The 22,095-nt window shown below is 40.0% G+C and carries 12 protein-coding genes; 5 read left to right on the top strand and 7 right to left on the bottom strand.

Annotation, left to right across the window (positions count from 1 at the left end; genetic code table 11):
• Nucleotides 1-71: 71 nt before the first annotated feature.
• The 3 genes from INE92_RS18910 (at nt 72) to INE92_RS18900 (ending at nt 7,916) form a co-directional block, all read left to right on the top strand.
• On the top strand, nt 72-2,696 hold the full coding sequence (locus tag INE92_RS18910) for a hypothetical protein (RefSeq protein ID WP_004307707.1): 2,625 nt from the start codon (nt 72-74) through the stop codon (nt 2,694-2,696).
• 133 nt (nt 2,697-2,829) lie between these two features.
• Nucleotides 2,830-5,421: a zinc-dependent metalloprotease gene (locus INE92_RS18905; protein ID WP_032855752.1), complete on the top strand. Its 2,592-nt coding sequence runs from the start codon at nt 2,830-2,832 to the stop codon at nt 5,419-5,421.
• Nucleotides 5,418-7,916 (top strand): zinc-dependent metalloprotease, encoded by a 2,499-nt coding sequence (locus INE92_RS18900; protein ID WP_015531895.1) that lies wholly within the window; start codon nt 5,418-5,420, stop codon nt 7,914-7,916. The genes INE92_RS18905 and INE92_RS18900 overlap by 4 nt, the downstream gene beginning before the upstream one ends.
• Nucleotides 7,917-8,017: 101 nt before the next feature.
• Here INE92_RS18900 and INE92_RS18895 read toward each other — a convergent pair whose 3' ends face one another.
• From INE92_RS18895 to INE92_RS18880, 4 genes are read right to left on the bottom strand one after another with little or no spacing between them, the layout of a single operon-like run.
• The gene (locus INE92_RS18895; RefSeq protein WP_195436325.1) at nt 8,018-9,304 is read right to left on the bottom strand and encodes a hypothetical protein; all 1,287 of its coding nucleotides are present in this window, start codon (nt 9,302-9,304) and stop codon (nt 8,018-8,020) included.
• Between the two features lie 12 nt (nt 9,305-9,316).
• A complete protein-coding gene (locus tag INE92_RS18890) occupies nt 9,317-9,523 on the bottom strand; it encodes a hypothetical protein (RefSeq protein ID WP_004307714.1) in 207 nt (68 codons plus the stop codon).
• A 26-nt stretch (nt 9,524-9,549) separates the two neighbouring features.
• On the bottom strand, nt 9,550-10,935 hold the full coding sequence (locus INE92_RS18885) for a RagB/SusD family nutrient uptake outer membrane protein (protein ID WP_004307716.1): 1,386 nt from the start codon (nt 10,933-10,935) through the stop codon (nt 9,550-9,552).
• A 13-nt stretch (nt 10,936-10,948) separates the two neighbouring features.
• Nucleotides 10,949-14,266: a SusC/RagA family TonB-linked outer membrane protein gene (locus INE92_RS18880; RefSeq protein ID WP_004307718.1), complete on the bottom strand. Its 3,318-nt coding sequence runs from the start codon at nt 14,264-14,266 to the stop codon at nt 10,949-10,951.
• Nucleotides 14,267-14,364: 98 nt separating this feature from the next.
• Between INE92_RS18880 and INE92_RS18875 the strand changes: the two genes are divergently transcribed.
• Together INE92_RS18875 and mutS are read left to right on the top strand one after the other, a co-directional pair.
• Nucleotides 14,365-15,273 carry an IS1595-like element ISBbi1 family transposase gene (locus tag INE92_RS18875; protein ID WP_005807145.1) on the top strand — a complete coding sequence of 303 codons (909 nt, stop codon included), beginning with the start codon at nt 14,365-14,367 and terminating at the stop codon, nt 15,271-15,273.
• A gap of 1,176 nt (nt 15,274-16,449) precedes the next feature.
• Nucleotides 16,450-19,038, top strand: coding sequence for a DNA mismatch repair protein MutS (mutS, locus tag INE92_RS18870; protein WP_032846723.1), 2,589 nt, complete (start codon nt 16,450-16,452; stop codon nt 19,036-19,038).
• A 129-nt stretch (nt 19,039-19,167) separates the two neighbouring features.
• Here the strand turns inward: mutS and lgt are convergent, their stop codons facing one another.
• Genes lgt through ychF form a run of 3 tightly spaced genes read right to left on the bottom strand, consistent with a single transcriptional unit; the run spans nt 19,168 to nt 22,090 of the window.
• Complete coding sequence (lgt, locus tag INE92_RS18865) at nt 19,168-20,004, bottom strand: prolipoprotein diacylglyceryl transferase (protein WP_004298678.1); 837 nt, start codon at nt 20,002-20,004, stop codon at nt 19,168-19,170.
• Nucleotides 20,005-20,021: 17 nt separating this feature from the next.
• Complete coding sequence (locus tag INE92_RS18860; RefSeq protein WP_015531892.1) at nt 20,022-20,939, bottom strand: ketopantoate reductase family protein; 918 nt, start codon at nt 20,937-20,939, stop codon at nt 20,022-20,024.
• A 47-nt stretch (nt 20,940-20,986) separates the two neighbouring features.
• Entirely contained in the window at nt 20,987-22,090 is a 1,104-nt protein-coding gene (gene ychF / locus INE92_RS18855; RefSeq protein ID WP_004298673.1) for a redox-regulated ATPase YchF, read from the bottom strand.
• Between the last annotated feature and the right edge of the window lie 5 nt (nt 22,091-22,095).

Below are 22,095 nucleotides of genomic sequence, written 5' to 3'. Positions count from 1 at the left end.
CTATATTATTTTAATATCCTAAGATTGAAAAAACATATTTTTTATATCTTTGCTTCAAATAAGCTTTTGCTATGAAATATATCCGACTGTTATTCTATATTTTATTTATCTCGAAGACTATAGTCACTTGGGGTGGTGAAAATATCGGAGGTCTTTCTTTTCGTGCTTATGAATATTCAAAAGATGAACGTACTTCATTCATCATACCGTCCGGCAATCAGGGAGTGAGATTCAAAGATTATTTATCTGTTTCTTTTGATTTGAAGATTAGGGAAAAAGGCGAGCATTTTGGTTATGTATGTCGTATGATTGTTGACAATAGAAATAGCCTCAATCTGATATTGGTTAATCCTGTGAACGAAGAGCCTTATTTGTGTTTGATTAAAGACCAGCAATATTTAGGAAAGATACATTCTTCTGCGACTATCGATATTCATGAGTGGAATAGGATAAAGATAGAATTGGAGTATAAAAATGATACGTTATATGTCAGAAATAATGGTTCTCTTATTTCTAAAGAGAAAGTTACTGCCCCGGATAATCATTCTGTTAAAGTCTGCTTTGGTGCTAATAAATTAGCTTCTTACACAACTTCGGACGTGGCACCTATTATTTTGAAGGATGTACAGATCGGTCTGGAACCTGGGAGCATAAAATACGAATGGTCGTTGGAGCAAGCCGTATCTGACACTTTGCTTCAGGACAAGTTTCGGCAGATGACAGCTTTTATATCAAATCCGGAATGGATTATTAATAGTCATATATATTGGAAACATAGGAAAACGTTATCTTTTTCATCCAAGACTTTTCCTGTTCCGTGTGAAGAGCAGTCGGCATGTTATTTTATTGCAAAAGATCGTATTGTCAAATATGATTTAATACGGAGTACAACTAAAGAATATGTTTTCTCGCCGCTGATTGATGTAAATCGGATCACTAACCAGTTTCTTTTTGTTCCTTTGAAAGATAAAGGTAGCCAGTTGGTTTATTATGACTTTGAGAAGCCTGATGGGGAGAATTTGTCTTTTTTCAATTTTCAAACAAAAAGTTGGTCTACTCCTATCCAACGGAAAAGGCAGTCTTCTTATACACAACATAATCGGTTTTTCAATCCAAAAGATTCATCCATTGTACAAATTCTGGGATATGGATTTCATTTGTATACCCGTGAGTTGAATAGAATATCTCTGTGGGGTGAAGTGATAAAGGGAGAGTTGCCGGATGTGATTACTCCTCGCTATTTGAGTGCCATAGGCAAGACCGATTCGCTGGTTTATATTTATGGAGGATTGGGTAATGACTTGGGCAAACAGGAGTATGGGGTCGTTCATTATAAGGATTTGTATAAATTGAACTTGAATGATTATTCTTTGGAAAAAAAGTGGGCTATGCCGGAGAACCTTTGTGATGAGGTAGCTGCTTCTACGTTGATAGTTGATGAAGTAGAAAAAGGTGAACATGCAAAAGGATTGTTTTTTTCTTCAGGTCGTTTTCTATCTTCTCTGGTTTTGAAAGATTTAAATTTGGAGAATGGACAAGAAACTGTTTTAGGTGATACAATACCTTATACTTTCTTAGATGTTAATTCTCATGCAGATTTAATTTATCTTGCTTCAGAAAAATGTTATTACGCTGTAACAGTTCACCAAGTAGAGGGGAATAATTATGAAGCTAATATTTATTCTATTGCATCTCCAGTGTTGCCTATTCAAAATATGACAGTACAGGAAAGCAAGGGGACTTGGTGGAAATTACTGTTTATATGTATTTGTGTAGCAGGTTTAGGAGGAATTGGGTGGAGATTAAAGAATAGCAGAAAGCATGATAAGAAAGAAGCTATATCTATTCCGCAACAAGATATTTGTGAAAAAGAAGAAGGGGTTGTTTCAGATATAAATAGTGAAAAAGAAATTCAAGAAAATGACCACCTATATTCCTCGTTTGAAGTTCCTGTATTGAACACCACACCAGGAATTTATATGCTAAACGGATTTCAGGTTATTAATCGGGATTTAAAAGACATTACCGGAAAATTTACGCCTATTATGCGTCAATTATTATCTGTTATTATTCTTTATTCCAATCAGAATAATAAGGGGATTTCTAATATCAAGTTAAAAGAATTGTTGTGGTATGATAAGTCCGAGGAGAGTTTCTCTAATAACCGTAGTGTAAATATACGTAAGATACGTCTTTTGTTGGAAGAGGTAGGAGATACGGAGATATCATCAGCAAATGGTTATTGGTACTTTCTTAATAAGGGGCATGTATATAATGACTATACTATAGCAAATCAATTGATGCAAAAGATGGCGCCTTTAGATGTGGTCCATAAGGAAGATCTGGAAAAATTATTGAGTCTGGCTTCATTTGGTCAATTGCTTCCTAATATGCAATTTGATTGGGTAGATAGTTTTAAAGCAGATTATTCCGATTCAATGATTGATCTTCTGAGCCGGTTAAGAGATAGCAAGCAATTTGTAGGAAATGATAACTTGAGAATACAAATCTCAAATTGTATTCTGCGATTTGATTCGTTAGATGAAGAGTCTGTTCGCGTTAAGTGCCGTGCTTTAGTGGATTTGAAACGCATGGGAATGGCATATACTGCATTTGATCAATTCACCAAGGAGTATAAGCTAATATTGAATGAGGATTTTAAATATAGTTTTGAGCAGTTTATAAGTGAAGTGTAACTTATAGGTCGATGTATTACAAAAAATATTGTGTAGTTTTTCTGGAGGAAAAAGTCGATTTTATTGGAGTTAATTCTTTATAATTCTTAAATTTGTATCCTATTACAGAATATGAATTAACACTATTATCAAAATGAAAAGAATTTGGGTGGCTCTTTTGGTGTTTTCTATACTAGGAGGGAGTGTATCAGCAAATGCTATTTCTTTTAAACGCAAAAAGTCAAAAAAGAAGGAGTCTATTGAGAAAGAAAAAACTGCTTATGATAAACTGTTCTCATCTAATCATTCAAAAGCAGAAGGTTTTATCACTGTACATAAAGTAAAGGAGAAAGTTTATTTTGAACTTCCTTTATCAATGTTGCAGCGTGATATGTTACTAGGTTCTACAGTAACAGAAATTAGTGATAATAAGAATGCTATTATTGGTTCGAAACCTACCGAACCTCTTCATTTTCGTTTTGAGAAATTGAATAATAAAGTCTGCTTGTCGGCAGTGCAGACCAATAATGTGGGTGATGACAATGGTCACCGATTGAAGGCAGCTATTGAGATGAGTAATATGAATGCCATTCTGCAAGTATTTGATATTTCGGCTTATAATAACGACAGTACGGCAGTTGTTTTTGATGTTACCGATTTCTTTGTAAGTGACAATAAATTAATGTCCCCGTTCGATAAATACAGCGTGAATACATCAGGGGGACGTAAACGTTTGACCTCATTTCAAAGTAACAAATCATTTATTGATAGTTTTAAGGCTTTTGAAGATAACATATCAGTCCGTAGTTGCTTGAATTATACTTATTCGTTGACTGGGGGCAAAGGGAAAGACATAAAAGACGAGCCTTTGACCGCAAAGGTAACCCGTTCGATTATATTATTGGATACGATTCCTTATCGTCCCCGATTGATGGATAGCAGAATTGGCATTTTTCCTACAATGAAAAATGAATATTCAGCTGCTAAACAGACAACCCGTTCTATCTATTATGCCAATCGTTGGCGTTTGGAACCTTCAGATTTGAGAGGTTATATTGAAGGAAAGAAAGTGACTCCTATTAAACCGATTGTATTCTACGTAGACAGTTGTTTTCCTGAAAGTTGGAAAGCATCTATATTTGAAGCTGTCAATCAATGGAATGAGCCATTTGAAAAAATCGGTTTTACACAAGCTATCCAGGCTAAAGAATTTCCGAAAGACGATCCGGAATTTGATCCAGATAATTTGAAATATTCATGTATTCGTTATGCTCCGATAGGGATTGAGAATGCAATGGGACCATCGTGGGTTGACCCTCGTAGTGGGGAAATATTGAATGCTTCGGTATATCTGTACCATAATGTCATAAAATTGTTGAATAATTGGCTGTTTATTCAAACTGCTCAAGCCGATAAGCGTGTACGTCATAAAGTAATTCCGAGAGAGGTGATGGACGATGCTTTACGTTATGTCGTTTCTCACGAAGTGGGTCATTGTTTGGGATTTATGCATAATATGAGTGCTTCTTCCGTAATTCCCGTAGATTCGCTCCGTTCTCCTTCATTTACGCAGAAGCATGGTACTACCACTTCCATTATGGATTATGCGCGTTTTAATTATGTGGCACAACCTGGTGATATGGAACGGGGAGTACGTATGATGCCGCCATATTTTGGTTTGTATGACGATTATCTGATTCGCTGGAATTATACACCTGTGCCGGAAGCTAAAACTCCGGAAGAGGAATATGCCATCACTTCGAAATGGATTACGGATTTATCAGATAATCCTGTATATCGGTATGGCAAGCAGCAGTCGGATATACTCGACCCTCGTTCTCAAACGGAAGATTTGGGTGATGATGCTGTGAAAGCAACCCGATATGGAGTGAAAAATCTGAAATACATTCTGGCTAATCTGAATCAATGGCTAGGAGAAGAAGATGTGGATTATACACATCGGTCGGATATTTACGATGGTATAATCATGCAATATTTGACTTATATGTTGCATGTATATCATAATATAGGAGGAATCTATTTGCATGAAAAATTGGTTGGTGATAAGGTGGAAGCCTTGCAGGTTGAACCTAAAGAGAAGCAGAAAGAGGCGATGAATTACTTTTTGGAGCAATTGGCGACCTTGGATTGGCTGGATGATGAAAATGTCCTGAAGGTACTGCCTATGGTAGGGAAACCATCGGATGCTTTGCGGGATGTAATGATGAAATTATTGATGAAAGCTCCTGCCCGGGTAGAATTCTCGGCATTAAAAGCCGGTAAAGAAGAAGGATATGATGTTGATGAATGTATGAATGATATTTATACATATATATGGAATCCTACTATACAAGGACGTAAATTAAGTGCTACTCAAATGAAACTGCAGAATTTGTTTATCAAACACCTGGCTTCGACTGCCGGAATCCGATTGAGTAAAGATACTAAATCATTGAAAAGTGAAGAAGATGCATGGGGGCAGTTAGCTGCTTTTCATCATAAAACAGGTGTAGGGCATAAAGGATGTTGTTGTGCGTCCGATCTGGGGCGTATGTTTAATCCAGTGGCTGGATTTGACGAACCAATGGCAGAGTATTTTATTCCCAAAAACCAGGATAGTATGTGTTATGGTTATTTCCTGCGCATACGTAATTTATTAAACAGCCGGAAGCAACATGTTGATAAAGATACGCGGCTTCATTATCAGTTATTGCTTCATCAAATGAATAATGCATTAAACAGATGATTATGAAGAATAAATATATCTTTTTGCTCTTTTTATCAGTATTTGGTGTGTTTGTTTTTTCTCCTTTGGAGGCTGTTGCCAAAAAAAAGAAAAAAGGGAAAATAGAGCAGGTTAAACCCAAAAGCGCATACGAAAAACTGTTGAAGGATAAACCGAATAGCGTCGAAACTAAAGGACTGATGAATCTTTATTGGGTAGACGATAAAGTATATATGGAAATACCCAGAGATGTGTTGGGTAAACGTTTGCTGATGGGAGGTGTAGTCGATAAACTAAGTAACCCTCAGGAATCATCTGTTGGCTTTTGCCCTGTTGCACCTTTACAAGTGAAATTCTGCCGGTCCGATTCTTTGGTTAGGTTATATCAGGTAGCGGACCGTCCGGTGACAGAACAAGATTCCCGTATCGGAGATGCGCTGAAAAAAAGTTTCAGTGATGTCATTTTAAATCAGTTTTCTATAAAGGCTTATTCTCCGGACAGCGCTTTGGTGATTGACGTTACATCTTATGTTTTTCAGGATGATAAATACATGAATCCGATTGATCCGAAAGCATACAATACGATGGGGGGCTGGGTGAAGCGTAAAGCCTCTTTCAAACAGAAACAATCAATGATATCCGGAATAGCTTCTTATCCAGATAATGTATCTATTTCATGCTATATGAGCTATGAATTAGCGATGTCATTATTCGGTATTTTTCCGATAGCAGAAAATATTCCCTTCAGCGCAGTTGTGAAGCGTACTTTTATGTTATTACCGGAAGATGGGGATTATTGTCCTCGTTTGGCTGATCCTCGTATCGGAACTTTATGGAGCGGCAAGGTGAATTTTTCGGATAAGGAGCAAGGCAGCAACATACAGTATTGGGTGAATCGCTGGAACCTGGCTGTTGATAAACCTGTTGTTTTCTATGTGGATACGCTGTTGCCTGAAAAATGGCAGAAGTGTGTGTATCGTAGCGCTGAGATATGGAACAAAAGCTTTCAGAAAATAGGTTTTTCTAATGCGTTAGATGTGAAACCTTACCCTAAAGATATAGGATTTGATGCCAACAGTATTACTAAGTCTTGTATCCGGTATGTCGTTTCACCTTCCGGTCAGATTACGGATAATTATTGGAGTGATCCGTTGACAGGAGAAATAATAAGTGCCAATATTTATATCCCTCATAATTTAGCTTCGAAAATTCAGCTGAATTATTTCTTACAGACAGCTTCCTTTAACGAGAAAGCCCGCACGTTGATGCCGGATGAAGATTTGGTGGAAGAAGCATTGACTTCGTTATTGTTGAGGCATTGGGGGCATTGTCTGGGATTGACGGATAATATGGCAGGATCTATTGCTTATCCGGTAGATTCGCTTCAGTCGAAAGAGTTTGTAAAAAAACATGGGCTATCTGCGTCAGTCATGGATAAGTTGCCGATGAACTATTTACTTTCGGTTGATAATTATAGTGCTGATATACCTTTGACGCAACAAGTGCTGGGAGAATATGACCATTGGGCGATTCGTTATCTTTATCAGCCAATGAATAAGAAAACACCGCAAGAAGAATTATCGGATTTGCGGAAGCTGGTTTCTGAACGGAATCAGAACCCATTATTGCTTTTTAAACGTCCGCAGAGCAGGAAAGCTTATTATGATCCTCGCGGAATGGAGATGGATTTGGGAAATGATGCTATTCGTGCGGCAACCATTGCTTTTGAAAATTTGGGTAAAGTAGTGGCGAATGCAAACCAATGGTTAGACAAGGAAGATTTCAACTATGAAAAACGAGCCTCACTATATGGAGAAATTATCAATCAGGCGGATGAATATGTGAAGCATGTATTGCAGCAAGTTGGTGGAATCTATTTGAATGACAGTTATCAAGGGGATAGTTACCCTTCTTATCAACCGGTATCCAAAGAGGTGCAACGTCGTTCGTACCAGTGGATGATGGAAGCTATCAGTCAAATGAACTGGTTGGACAATCGGGAACTGTTGAATCATTGTGCGCTGACAGGTAGCGCTGCTGACTATTCACAGAAGTTTTTCGCCAATTTGCTATTAATACAGCTCAATAACCTTTGGCTTAGCGAAAGCAAATCGAGTGACCCTTATACGCAACAGCAGGCTGTTGAAGATTTGAAGAATCATCTTTTCAAGGAAACAAGGGCAGGAAAGGAGCCTGACGACTGGAAACGTTTCTTACAGGGACAATTGCTGAGTTTTGTCATTTCTTGGTCGAATGTAAATGTGCCGAAAGGGAAAGATGAGACAGCTAATGCTTCTTCTAAACTGACTATTCAGACTGTCTGTCCTTACCGGGGTATGACGGCTATTGAGAGCATTCCTTATTCTTCTGCTCCTGAACGGGCTCCATTCTGGTATGGCTGTCTGTTGGATTTGAAAAGTGAGTTTACGAGAGCGAAATCAGTAGCACCTAACCGGGAAATGCAAGAGGAGTATGATTACCGGTTGTTTACGATTGAGAAGGCACTGCGGAAATAGATATAATCTATAAAATGATTAGATATAAAAAAAGCCAATTAATTCGTGATAAGATGAATTAATTGGCTTATATTTTTAATGAAGTTTTTCTTCTGTTTTGTTTATTCTACTACCCTTATGAATGCGTAGGTTATACCAAAGAAACTCGCATCGAAATAATGACCGTACTCTTCAAACGTTGAGCTGAAGAAATCAGTTGGTATAAAATCGTGAAAGTAAATGATGATATTATTATCATCTATCTTATCCAATCCTATAAATGCATTTCCGAGCTCTGTTTTTCTCTTTGAGAAACAACGATTCACTTGAGAGGTGGTGAAATAAGGAGCGTCATATTCCTCATCAGCTATCCAGTTATAGATACCTTTCTCTATATGGTCGAAAACAACAGTGTGGCCTTGAGGGTTGCAAAAGAAGTCCTTTAAATCTCCCGTTAGATATGGGATTATTTTATCTGTGCCATCTTCTTGATGTACAAATTCCAGGTAGTCATTAGCTCCATTGTTTTCCGGCAGACTATTTATCCAGTCTTCGTCAGGCATGCCAACATATACATAGTTGTCTTTATCTTTAATCTCCACAGGTTTCCATTTGCCCAGCATGTCAGTAAACTTTAACTGATCCAGTTTTATATTATAGGATACAAATGAGCCCGGATAGTAGAGTTCGGAGTTGTCAACTGGTGTACCTAGTTTAAGGATAGCGTTTTTTCCTGTATAATCTTCTGCTCCTTCTTTTATTTTTATCTTAAAACGTGTGTAGTAAGATCCTTTTGGAATGGTGACAGAAGTTATTCCGTTTTCAAGTTCAAAATCTTCGTTCAATATGGCTGTACTGGACGGGTCTATTTCTATCGGCAACACGATGTCTGTTGTTGCCCTGAAACTGCTGCCGCTATTTTCTCCTTCCACTTCGATTCTAATGTCTATTTCACTTAACAGACGATAGATAACAGGCTTGAAAGTATACATAATGTGCTCTTTCACTTCAACGGGGATGATCGCTATTTTCTTGTCACCGAGCGTATATCCGGAAACCGGGTTGATGGAAAGGCGGATTTCACGGTTGGCAGTCAGGTTGTTTTTGGGAGTAATGGTTAAAGTGGCACTTGTTTCTCCGGCTTTTATCATGAACCCGTTAGCAGAAATTTCATAGTCTTCATCCAATATGGCAGTACCTTCAATGATGACAGGAATGCTTAAGTCTGTTTCAGGTGCTACAGAAGCTCTCAATTCCACTTCCAGGCTACCGTTAGAAGGTAATATGTATATGGAGCGACTAAAAGATAACTTTGCACCCGACGAGTCGTCATCGTTGCAAGCTGCCGACACTATGATTAGTATAATCATTAGAAGAAAGGAGCCTGTTATTCTGATTTTTGTTTTCATTTTAATCCCTTTTTATTGGTTAATGGCATTGTTGTATTCATCCCATAATGCTTGTACTTCTTCACGGTCTTGTGCATTCAGGATACTTCCGGTGGGAAGTAAATAATCTTCTGATGTATTATCTACTTTGGGTGTCAGTTCTTCCGGTTTATCACATGAGACCAAGAAAGCGGAAGAACCTGTGAGAATGAAACATAGGATATATAGTATCTTTTTCATAACTGTTTCTGTTTTTTATGGATAAATTATTCTATGTAGCCTGGATTTTGAATGAGCAAATCAGGAAATAATCTGATGTCTGCTTTGGGAATAGGAAAAGTATAAAGATACTTTTCTGTGATAAATTTCTTTCCTTTGGCAGCGACCCAAAATTCCGGACGTCCGTTGCGTTTTAATTCAAACCAGCGGTCGCCTTCAACAAACAATTCTTTACGGCGTTCACAGAGGATGGCTGACATCAATTTTGTCAAAGGGATCCCAGTGGCGTCGGTTTTTATATTTTGTTGGAAAACTTCTGGGAGATTGTCAATTGTGTAGGCTATATAATCCTGAGTGATTCGTTTGGAACGAAGCTGGTTAAGATAACCTAGTGCGTCTGTTTCCTGATTCAGATGTGCGTGGGCTTCGGCTATAATCAGGCAAAGTTCTTCACTACGAAACTTGGTGGTGATGATTTTATTGACAATCCGTTTGGAATCATAGTTGCATCTGCGACGTACGTCATTGTCGGTGGCTGCAAATAAATCAACCAAATTTCTGTCGACAGGTCTTGATTTTATATCGGCTTGTGCAGTTGCGTAACTCATGGTTCCTATATCATCATCCATGGTGAATGAACGGATAATGACATTGTGTGCTTTTGCTTGTTTCTGGTTAATGGCTTCTACATATTCGTCAGCTTCCAGCATCGGGTATTTTTCCAATACTTCTTTGGCATAGGTAATGGCATTACTCCAGTTCTGTGTCCAAAAGAAGAAACGTGCGAAGTAGGCTTTTGTTACGGATGAAGTAAAGATAAAGTCTTCATTAGACACATTATATGAGAGGGCTTTTTGGAATCCTTCTTCTATAAATTCAGCAGTTTCTTTCAGATTGGCGCGTGCAGGCTTTGCTTCCATATCAAAATCGTCGACAAGTGGAAGTCCGAGAGTCTCTTTTGCCGTCTCCGGCTGGTATGGCTCACAGTAGCGCTGCATAAGGTTATAATAGCAAATAGAACGAATGCTCCAGGCTGTTCCCAATAGGGTTCTAGCTAAATCGGATTCCGTATCATCCATGTTGCCGATAACCATATTACAGTCTTTGATAACAGAGTAGAGTGTTTTGTAAGTGGCCTGATTTTTGTTAATGGCACTTCCCACATAAATGCTCGTATAGCCGAAATTGCTGGCAAGCGTTGCATTCAAGTCATCGGCAAACATCTCTAAAGTTGTCATTACTTCTGGATTGGGAATGATAACGTCATCTCTTCCTTTTTCTATCTGATCCAGCCAATAATGGATAATGGTGGAAAAGTCTTCAGCTGTTTTAGGAATTATCTTTCCTTTGGGTTTTACGTCTAAGTAATTGTTGCAGGAAGCCAACAATATCATTAGACCACAATAGATAGATATGAATAGTTTATTTTTCATCGTTTATTGTTATTTAAAATCCAACATTTACGCTAAACATCACAGAACGGCTTATCGGATAAGTAGCACCGGGGGTTTCAGGATCCATGCCTGAATAGCTGGTGAATGTGAAGAAGTTGTTCAGTGACAGAGAGAAATCTACATTGGAGAGAGCGGAATTACTTATTAACTTCTTAGGTAGCGTATATCCTAAAATGATGCTCTTAATTCTGGCATAAGATAAGTTGGTAAGGAAAGCTCCATGCGTGATTTCTTTGTGCATAGGGTTATAATAGCCAAATCCGTAAACCTCACCGAACGGATTCCATACGCGCGGATAAGTGCCATTTGTATTATTGGGCGTCCAACGGTCGGCTGCTGCTTTCGGAACATTCAGATGGTGTGCGAACAAATCATTTTGGAAGACTTGTTCGCGTTCTGTGTAATTAAATACCCCATTACCGCTTACGGTGTTAGCTGAAGTTGGCGACTTGATGAATTCAAAATTTTTGGCTCCTGTGGCAAAAGTTCCGTTTACGCTAAGGCGAATACCTTTATATTCGGCGGTTACATTAAATCCTCCGGTTACGGGAGCTTCACTCGTGCCTAGATAATACCGGTAATTATCGGGCTTATTCAAGTCGGTAGCTGTGTGTATTTCAGCATCGGGACGCAGCTGGTATGTATATAATCCTGTTTCGGGGTCAATACCTGTGTATCTCCCACTATAGATGGCGTCTACAGGATAGCCCTCCCATAAGTTATTATATCCCATGCTGCTATAGGAAGCTTTATATTTGGTCACTTTATTCTTGTTGTAAGCTATGTTGGCAGAAAGAGACAGACTGAAATCTTTTGTTTTAACAGGAGTTCCATTCAGGGTAGCTTCGATACCTTTGTTGTCAATATTGGCAGTATTGTATTTCTGTTGGGTGAATCCTGTGCTGCTTAGTACTTGCACACCTGTTACAATATCTTTACTTTTCCGGTAGTATCCTTCCACTATACCTGTCAAGCGGTCGTTAAACATTCCGAAATCAAGAGCCACTTTCACGTCTTGCGTCTTTTCCCAACGTAGATTGGGATTCGGTGGACTAACTACTTTTCCTATATGATAAATATTGTTGGAAATATTCCGGTAGTCATCGTAGTAACTGATAATCATTTGTGGGCTGACACTACGGTTGATGTTACCAGTAAATCCGGTTGCTATACGGAGTGTTAATCTGTTCAGTACGGGTTTCAGCGAAGCCATGAAATCTTCTTCACTAACATTCCACGCTGCGCCGGCTGCCCAGTTAGGATTAAATTGTTTGTCACTACCAAAATTAGAACTACCGTCAGTACGGAAAGAGACATTCAGTACATATTTGTTTTTGTAGTAATAGTCAGCAGATGCATAGAAAGAGACAAAGCGTTGTTCGCTCCATGTTTCTCCGTTCGAGCCATCAATAGCAGCGAGATAGGCTTTCAGCTTCTCGTAGCCTACTCCTGTCGGGTCATCAGGAAGTGGGGTTATGGCATTTCCGGTGATTTCGTCGTAACCGTATCGTTTGCTGTACAAACCGTCTGATTTACTTCCGCGGAATTCGGCACCGGCTATAAGGGAGACAGAGTGGTCTCCAAAAAAATCATCATAAGCAAAATGCCCGCGGACCATATAGCTCTCATTATCTACATTGCGTTGCAAGATAGAAGCATATTCCTTATTAGTATTGTTATCGATAGAGAGACGGTTGTCTAAAGCTGCTTTTGTGTTTTTACCATATATTTCCTTTAGACGGTTGGTGGAATAAGTATATGAAGCCAGGCCCACAAAACGCAAATGGTTGATAATGCTGTAATCAATTCCTGCACGAACCATTGTTTTTATATTCTTAGTGCGTGAAGAAGTTTCGTCCATTTCGCGAAGTACATTAAATCCACAATCAGGTATAATCTTGGAACTAGTCTTTTTATTGTTATATTCTCCTAGTGCATAATATGTTTCATCTGCCCGGTAACTGCCGTCTTCGTTATACGGACTTTCGTATGGATTGGCAAAATAAGCATATTGGAAAGGATCGAGACTATTCAGTGCCGGGGACTTTGAATATTGATAAGACATGGATGCCCCAAAGTCAATCTTTACTTTCTGGCTGGGGTGCATTGATAGATTAGCTGTCAGGTTATAACGGTCGTAATCATTATTTTTCAATAAACCGGCGTTGCGGGTATATGCTAGTGAAGTATAATAGGTGTATTTGTCTCCACCACCATTAATGGACAAGTTGTGGGTGGTAGAAACACTGTTGCGAAACAGTTCATCGTACCAATCGGTATTCGTTTTACCTAATTCTTCGATATACGTATCTTGTTGTTCTTTGCTCCATCCGGCAAACTTTCCCCTACCAGCACGAATGATGCCTACTACTCCTACCACCGGATAGTCATTTGTCCCGGCTTCAAATCCCGGAGCAGAGAATTCATCCCATAATCCCTGTTCATAGGCAAGCTTCTCTTGTGAATTCATCAGAGAGTAGTTCCGTTGGGGTGGTAAAGTGACTGATACATTGCCTGAATAGTTTATTTGGGCTTTTCCTGATTTGCCTTTTTTGGTGGTGACAACAATTACCCCACCGGCTGCTCGCGAACCATAAATAGCAGCGGCTGAAGCATCTTTCAAAATAGTAATACTTTCTATGTCGCTGGGATTGATGCCAGCGACACCATTCATGAACAAGTCGTCAAATTGACCGGATTTTATTTCAGCACTGGTAGGCATATCGGTACTTCCACTTTGCATGGGAACTCCGTCGATAACCCATAGTGGTTCACCATCTCCGGTGATTGTATTGGTACCTCTGATTCGTATTTTTTGTGTACTACCAGGTTGTCCGGATATGGCTGATACGGCCACTCCTGCTATTTTACCTTGCATGAGGGCGTCTACCGTTGGTTGGGCTTGGTCTTTTAACTGGTCGGCCGAGATAATTCCGACAGAACCAGTCATTTTCTTAAAAGTAGTTTGGGTATAACCTGTAACGACAACTTGATCCAGTTCACTTGTTGCAGATTCCATTTTAATTTTGATAAAAGGTGTTGCTCCTTTCAATAAGTGCTCTACATTTTTCATGCCAATGTAAGAAAAAACAAGTGTCTTGCCTTCTTTCATCTCTTTGATGGAAAACTTACCATCAATATCTGTGGTAACACCGACTTGGGGGAGCTCCTTATAGCGGACGGATACGCCTACTAATGGTACCCCACTTTCGTCAGTTACAATACCTTTCACTGTTACCTGTGCATTTGCAAATAAAGGTAAAATTAGAGCGAAAAGTAATGTTAATGAAAAAATGGTAATTTTATTCATAATTGTATTATATTGGTTTGAATATATGCAAATGTATTCTGATTCTCCGCAAACACACCTAATATTTTTAGTATATTAGCGCTCAAAAAGCAGGGATTATGAACATATTCAGTTTTACGGCTCATTTCGGTTCGGAGGAAGATTGTCGTTTGCATTTCAAGGAGCAGCGTGATAAGGAAGGGGTTGTCTGCAAGCGATGCGGGGGCACTTCCCATTATTGGTTACAGGGTAAATGGAGTTATGAATGCAAAGGTTGCCGTTTCCGCACCTCGTTGCGCAGCGGTACGATCATGGAGAGCTCCAAGCTGCCGTTTCTGGTGTGGTACAAAACGATGTTCCTGATGAGTTGCACAAAAAAGGGATTCTCCACCAACGAACTCCAGAAGCAATTAGGATTGAAGCGTTACGAACCGGTATGGGCGATGGTACACAAACTCCGCAGGGCGATGGGCAACCGGGATGCAAGGTATACACTGGAAGGGATGATAGAACTGGATGAGGGTTACTTTTCGGTGGCCAGTAAGGAAATCGAGCGAGGCAAGGGTACACGTGGCCGGGGAGCCGAGGGAAAGCAGAACGTTGCGGTGATGGCCGAAAGCACCCCGTTGGAAGATATCGAAACGGGCAAAAAGGAGAAGCATGTGCGTTATTTCAAGGCCAGGGTACTGGATAGCCATCAAAGTGAAGGAATCAACGGCGTGGTCAGGGACTGCATGGAGGATGATGCCATCGTATTTTCGGACAAAAGCACTTCTTACGTTGACATCTCCGATCTGGTGGAATTGCACGTCACCGAGAAATCAGACGCCAAAACCACCAAGGAAACACTCAAATGGGTGCATATCGCAATCAGTAATGCAAAACGGACATTGCTGGGCAACTACCATAAAATCAAAAGGAAATACTTACAGTTGTATCTCAACGAGTTTATTTACAAATTAAACAGACGGTATTTTGGAGACAAACTCTTTGACAGACTAGTAATTGCGAATATAACAGGTGCATAAACGGATAATCAGAAAATGTATTATTATTAGCTGATATAAACAAGAAAAATGATAATATTTGTATTTAAAATGTGTGCTTTTGTTTGAGTGAATATCATTCGATGTTTATTATATTTTTATAAAAGTATAGAAAATTGGTTCATGGTATGTTACGACTGGCTTTTTGCATTATACTGCATATTGGGGAGTTTGATATGTTGTAGAAGGCAAAAAAGAAGTGGCTTAATTTGACAATTTTGGGGCATAATTGCTATACCCAAAACGGTTCGTTTCATGTATGGTTATAAATTTATTCCATATCATTATATTTTGGACATGATAAGATTATCATTGAAATATATTTCAACATATGCATTCCTACGATAGAAGTGTCAAAAATAAAAGAGACTAACAATTTCCTTAATTATAAGTTTAGGACTTTATCAGTTAATTCGTTTCTCGGTGAGAAACACTTCGTTTCTCGGTGTCGAACAGGTTGTTTCTCGGTGAGAAACGGGGCGTTGGTTTTAAAGGAAAACCCCGAATAGTAACCGACTGGATAACAGTGCTTTACAAAACAGTGTTATCTATCAGAAATACATAGGAGTTTTATTGACATTTTTTTGGTAACACCATTTGTTTCTATTGCATCTATTACTGTGATAATATTTACATTAAAACTAAAATATGGCATTTATAAAAGAATTTGTTTCATTCCTTTCTGAAACAGGAATGAATCTATTTTTAAAGGTGGGGCTGCTCTGAACCGAATCTCTAGGATTTCAGATTGCGCCAAAATAATCTGATGATTGAAAAGAGAGAGTTCTGCTGGTTTATATCAAATAGGGACGAAGCGTATAGGCATAAAAAAAGGAGCAACGCCTTGCTCCAACCTTTGTTAACCTTAAATCTAATACTATGAAAAACACATTGCAAAGATACGGACTCTTGGGAAATTAGCAAATTATCCAAGAAAAATAGCATGTTTTATAACACGTTTTAATAATTTTCTCCTACTTATTAAGAAATAAACTCTCCTTTTTTCAAGGTATGCAACATTTATTTTGAAAATTGAATCGGAGCATACCGTTGATTCTCTGCCGAAAAACCGTTATCTTTGCAAGGATAATTCATTATATACTCAACAAAAAAGAAAAGGAGACACCCGTGAACGAAGAAGAGATTGTCCTCACCCCGATGATGAAACAGTTTCTGGATTTGAAGGCAAAACATCCGGATGCAGTGATGCTGTTTCGTTGCGGTGACTTTTATGAAACATATTCTACGGATGCCATCGTCGCAGCCGAAATTTTAGGGATCACACTGACAAAACGTGCCAATGGGAAAGGAAAAACTATCGAGATGGCAGGTTTTCCTCATCATGCCCTTGATACCTACCTTCCGAAACTGGTTCGTGCTGGAAAACGTGTCGCTATCTGCGACCAGCTCGAAGACCCGAAAATGACGAAGAAGCTGGTGAAGCGTGGTATTACCGAATTGGTTACTCCCGGTGTTTCTATCAATGATAATGTTCTGAACTATAAAGAAAATAACTTCCTGGCTGCCGTTCATTTCGGAAAGGCTTCCTGTGGAGTTGCTTTTCTCGATATTTCTACCGGTGAATTCCTTACTGCAGAAGGACCTTTTGATTATATAGACAAGCTGTTGAATAACTTTGCCCCTAAGGAAATTCTTTTTGAACGTGGCAAACGCCTGATGTTTGAAGGTAATTTCGGTAACAAGTTCTTCACATTCGAGCTGGACGACTGGGTATTTACAGAAACGACTGCCCGTGAGAAACTGCTGAAACACTTTGAAACGAAGAATCTGAAAGGTTTCGGAGTAGAGCACTTGAAGAACGGTATCATTGCTTCCGGTGCTATCCTGCAGTATCTGACAATGACGCAGCATACGCAAATTGGTCACATCACTTCATTGGCGCGTATTGAAGAAGATAAATACGTCCGTCTGGATAAGTTCACGGTGCGTAGTCTTGAGCTGATTGGCAATATGAATGATGGCGGAAGTAGCCTGCTCAATGTGATTGACAGAACAATCAGCCCGATGGGAGCGCGTCTGTTGAAACGCTGGATGGTTTTTCCCTTAAAGGATGAGAAACCGATCAATGAACGCTTGAACGTAGTGGAATATTTCTTCCGCCAACCTGATTTTAAGGAACTGATTGAAGAACAGCTGCATTTGATAGGTGATCTGGAGCGTATTATTTCCAAAGTGGCTGTAGGACGTGTGTCGCCTCGTGAAGTCGTTCAGTTGAAAGTTGCCTTGCAAGCAATTGAGCCGATAAAACAGGCATGTATGGAAGCTGATAATGCGAGCTTGAATCGCATTGGCGAACAGTTGAATCTTTGTATTTCTATTCGTGACCGGATTGCCAAAGAGATTAAAAATGATCCTCCTTTACTGATAAATAAAGGTGGAGTGATTCAGGACGGTGTGAACGCAGACTTGGATGAATTGCGGCAAATCTCCTATTCAGGAAAAGATTATCTGCTAAAGATACAACAGCGGGAGAGCGAAGAGACGGGTATTCCGAGCTTGAAAGTGGCTTATAATAACGTATTCGGTTATTATATCGAAGTCCGTAATGTCCATAAAGATAAAGTTCCTAAAGAGTGGATTCGTAAACAAACGCTGGTTAATGCGGAACGTTATATTACGCAGGAACTAAAGGAATATGAAGAAAAGATTTTGGGAGCGGAAGATAAGATTCTGATTCTGGAAACGCAGCTATATACGGACTTAGTACAGGCATTGATGGAGTTTATTCCACAGATACAGATTAATGCGAATCAGATTGCACGTCTGGACTGTCTGTTGTCATTTGCCAATGTGGCCCGTGAGAATCGTTATATCCGTCCGATTATTGAGGATAATGACGTACTGGATATTCGTCAGGGACGTCACCCGGTAATAGAAAAACAACTTCCAATAGGCGAGAAGTATATTGCCAATGATGTAATGCTGGACAGCGATACACAGCAGATTATTATTATTACAGGTCCGAACATGGCCGGTAAGTCGGCACTCTTGCGCCAAACAGCATTGATTACGCTATTGGCTCAAATCGGCTCGTTTGTTCCTGCGGAAAGTGCGCATATCGGTTTAGTTGATAAGATATTTACCCGTGTAGGAGCGAGCGATAATATATCAGTCGGTGAATCTACATTTATGGTAGAGATGAATGAAGCGGCTGATATCCTGAATAATGTTTCTTCCCGGAGTCTGGTATTATTTGACGAATTGGGTCGTGGTACTTCTACTTATGATGGTATTTCCATTGCTTGGGCAATTGTAGAGTATATCCATGAACATCCGAAAGCAAAAGCACGTACATTATTTGCTACGCATTATCATGAATTGAATGAGATGGAGAAATCTTTCAAGCGCATCAAGAATTATAATGTATCGGTGAAAGAAGTTGATAATAAAGTAATCTTCCTTCGTAAACTGGAACGTGGCGGTAGTGAACACTCTTTCGGTATTCATGTGGCAAAGATGGCCGGTATGCCGAAAAGCATTGTGAAACGTGCAAATGAGATATTGAAACAGCTTGAATCTGATAATCGCCAACAGGGCATAGCAGGTAAACCGTTGGCAGAAGTGAGCGAGAATCGTGGAGGTATGCAGTTAAGCTTCTTCCAGTTGGACGATCCGATTCTCTGTCAGATTCGCGATGAGATATTGAATCTTGATGTGAATAATCTTACTCCTATTGAAGCGCTGAATAAACTGAATGATATTAAGAAGATAGTCAGGGGGAAATAAGCTGAAAATGTATATAATGTCTTAGGATATGTTTTCGATTATTGTCCTGACATTAGGGAAATGGCATTTGTTTTATTGATAAAAAAAAGGGATTAGCGATGTTTGAACCGCTAATCCCTCTTTTTTGATTTAGGCTATTTTCTTTTTCTTCTTGTCATAGAAGAACATGAAATAGACGCCTATTATGATAAACGGAACGCTTAACCATTGTCCCATATTGAACATCATGCTGTTTTCAAAATCTTCCTGATTTTCTTTTAGGAATTCGATGAAAAAGCGGAAGGTGAAGATATAAGTCAGACAAAGCCCGAAGAAGAAGCCACGGTGCAGTTTCTTGCTGTAATTCTTATACAGGTAAATCATGATGAAGAACAGGATAAGATAAGCGATGGCTTCGTAGAGCTGTCCCGGATGACGGGGTTGCATATCTACACGCTCGAAAACGAATGCCCAAGGTACATCAGACGGTTTGCCGATGATTTCGGAGTTCATCAGGTTGGCAAGGCGGATGAAGCAGGCGGTGATTGGAGTAGCTACGGCAATCATATCCAGCACGTCCATATAATGGAGTTTCGTCTTGCGGCAATACAGCCAAAGGGCGATTATCAGTCCTAATGTACCGCCGTGGCTGGCAAGTCCTTCATATCCGGTGAATTTCCAGTTTCCGTCCGGCATGAATTTGATAGGAAGAATCATTTCCCAGAAATGAGACAGGTAGTATCCCGGGTCATAGAATAGGCAGTGTCCCAGGCGGGCACCGATCAGAATACCAAAGAAACAGTAAAAGAAAAGCGGGTCAAACTTCTTTTCCTCTATCTTTTTATCCCGGTACTGGTAGTGAACAACCACATAAGCAAAGAATATTCCTACTGCCCACAGTAATCCGTAATAACGGATAGAAATGCCGAACAGGTTGAATAGTTCGGGATTCGGGTTCCAGTTGATGGATAATAGCATGGTATTCATTCTATATTGGATTAATGTTAATGATTAGATTTTTTGAATTTCTCCGCAACCATCCGGTAGGTCGGTATATCTATTCCCTGTTCTTCGGCTGCTGCAATCATGTCGAAGAGCAATCCTTGTATTTCCGAGTCGTGTCCGCGTGCCAGGTCTTTTTGCATAGAAGCGGTACTTTCGGGGTCGAGCTTGTCAATCACTTTCAGGTTGTAGCTGACTGGGTCTTCGGGAAATTCGACGCCTAGTTTCTTTCCTAAGGCAGCGCTTTCCGTAGAAAGTCCGATAAATGTATTCCGTATCTTTCCCGGTTTCTGTACTTCTCCCATCGGAACGTCGTAGTAAGCACCCGTTACGGCCATTGCAGAGATAAACGACCATTTGATAAACGTATCCCGGTTGATGTCTGGTGACAGGTCTACCTTTATGCCTGCTTCCTGCAAGTCTTGTTGGATGGCTTCCAGCAATCCGGGCTTCACAACCGTGCCGTGATGAGCACCATATACCAGACGGAATATTTTTCCCATTTGGGTGATTTCTCCGGTGCCGGATAAGAAGCCTACGATATAGATGCAGCCGTCGAGAACGGTAACTTCCGGAACTAGCTTCTGTATGCGCGGCCCTGTGCCATATACATTCAGAATAGGGATGACAACCGTGTCTTTGTGTGCTGCTCTTTTTATCAGTTCTACGATGGAATCGACCGAATAACCTTTCACGCATACAAATATCACATCTGCTTTCCCGCTAAATTCTTCAGCCGTAGTAACCGGGATTCGGAGCGTATGTTCACCCTTTAAATCCGACTTCAGTTTCAAACCGTTCGTTTGAATCGACTGCAAATGAGCTCCACGGGCAATACAAGTTACATCTTTGCCTGCCAGCGACAAGAATCCTGCGATACTGCCGCCTACACCTCCCGTTCCTGCAATGAGATATTTCATATTGTTAGCGAATTAGTAATTAATAAGTCGTCGGTAGTTACCGATAATCACACGTTGAAACGGAAATGCATGATGTCGCCATCCTGCACCACATATTCTTTTCCTTCCACACCCAGTTTTCCGGCTTCTTTCACAGCTGCTTCCGAGCCGTATTTGATATAATCATCGTATTTGATAACTTCGGCACGGATAAAGCCTTTTTCAAAATCGGTGTGGATCACTCCGGCACATTGAGGAGCTTTCCATCCTTTTTCGTATGTCCAGGCACGTACTTCTTGTACACCGGCAGTGAAATATGTTTCGAGATTCAGGAGTTTATAAGCAGATTTGATAAGACGTGCTACGCCCGATTCTTCCAAGCCTACTTCGGCAAGGAACATCTGACGGTCTTCATACGTTTCCAGTTCGGCGATGTCCGCTTCTGTTTTGGCTGCGACAATCAGGATTTGAGCATTCTCGTCTTTTACTGCTTCGCGTACCATATCTACGTATTTATTTCCGTTTACTGCGCTTGCTTCATCAACATTGCAGACATACATTACCGGCTTGCTGGTCAATAAGAACAGTTCGTGAGCAATCTTTTGTTCGTCTTTTGTTTCAAAAGTCACTGTACGTGCAGATTTTCCCTGTTCCAATGCGTCTTTATATTGAACGAGTACATCGTAAGCTAACTTTGCAGCTTTGTCTCCGCCCGTCTGTGCTTGTTTCTGTACTTTCTGGATACGGCTTTCGATGGTTTCCAGGTCTTTCAATTGAAGTTCGTAGTCAATGATTTCTTTGTCGCGGACGGGATTTACGCTTCCGTCTACGTGTGTCACATTGTCGTCATCGAAGCAACGGAGTACGTGGATAATTGCATCTGTCTCACGGATATTGGCAAGGAACTTGTTTCCCAGTCCTTCACCTTTGCTTGCGCCTTTCACCAGTCCGGCGATATCTACGATTTCTACAGTTGTAGGAACAATTCGTTGGGGGTGCACCAATTCAGCGAGTGCGTTCAGACGTTCGTCAGGAACAGTGATTACACCTACATTGGGTTCAATTGTACAGAAAGGGAAATTTGCCGCCTGTGCTTTCGCATTCGACAAACAGTTGAAAAGTGTCGACTTACCCACGTTCGGTAGTCCTACAATACCACATTGCAATGCCATTTATC

Origin of the sequence: Bacteroides xylanisolvens, from assembly GCF_018289135.1 — a bacterium.
GTDB classification, from domain to species: Bacteria; Bacteroidota; Bacteroidia; order Bacteroidales; family Bacteroidaceae; genus Bacteroides; species Bacteroides xylanisolvens.
Note: the sequence above shows the minus strand (reverse complement) of the source record. Positions and strands in the feature narration are given on the sequence as shown.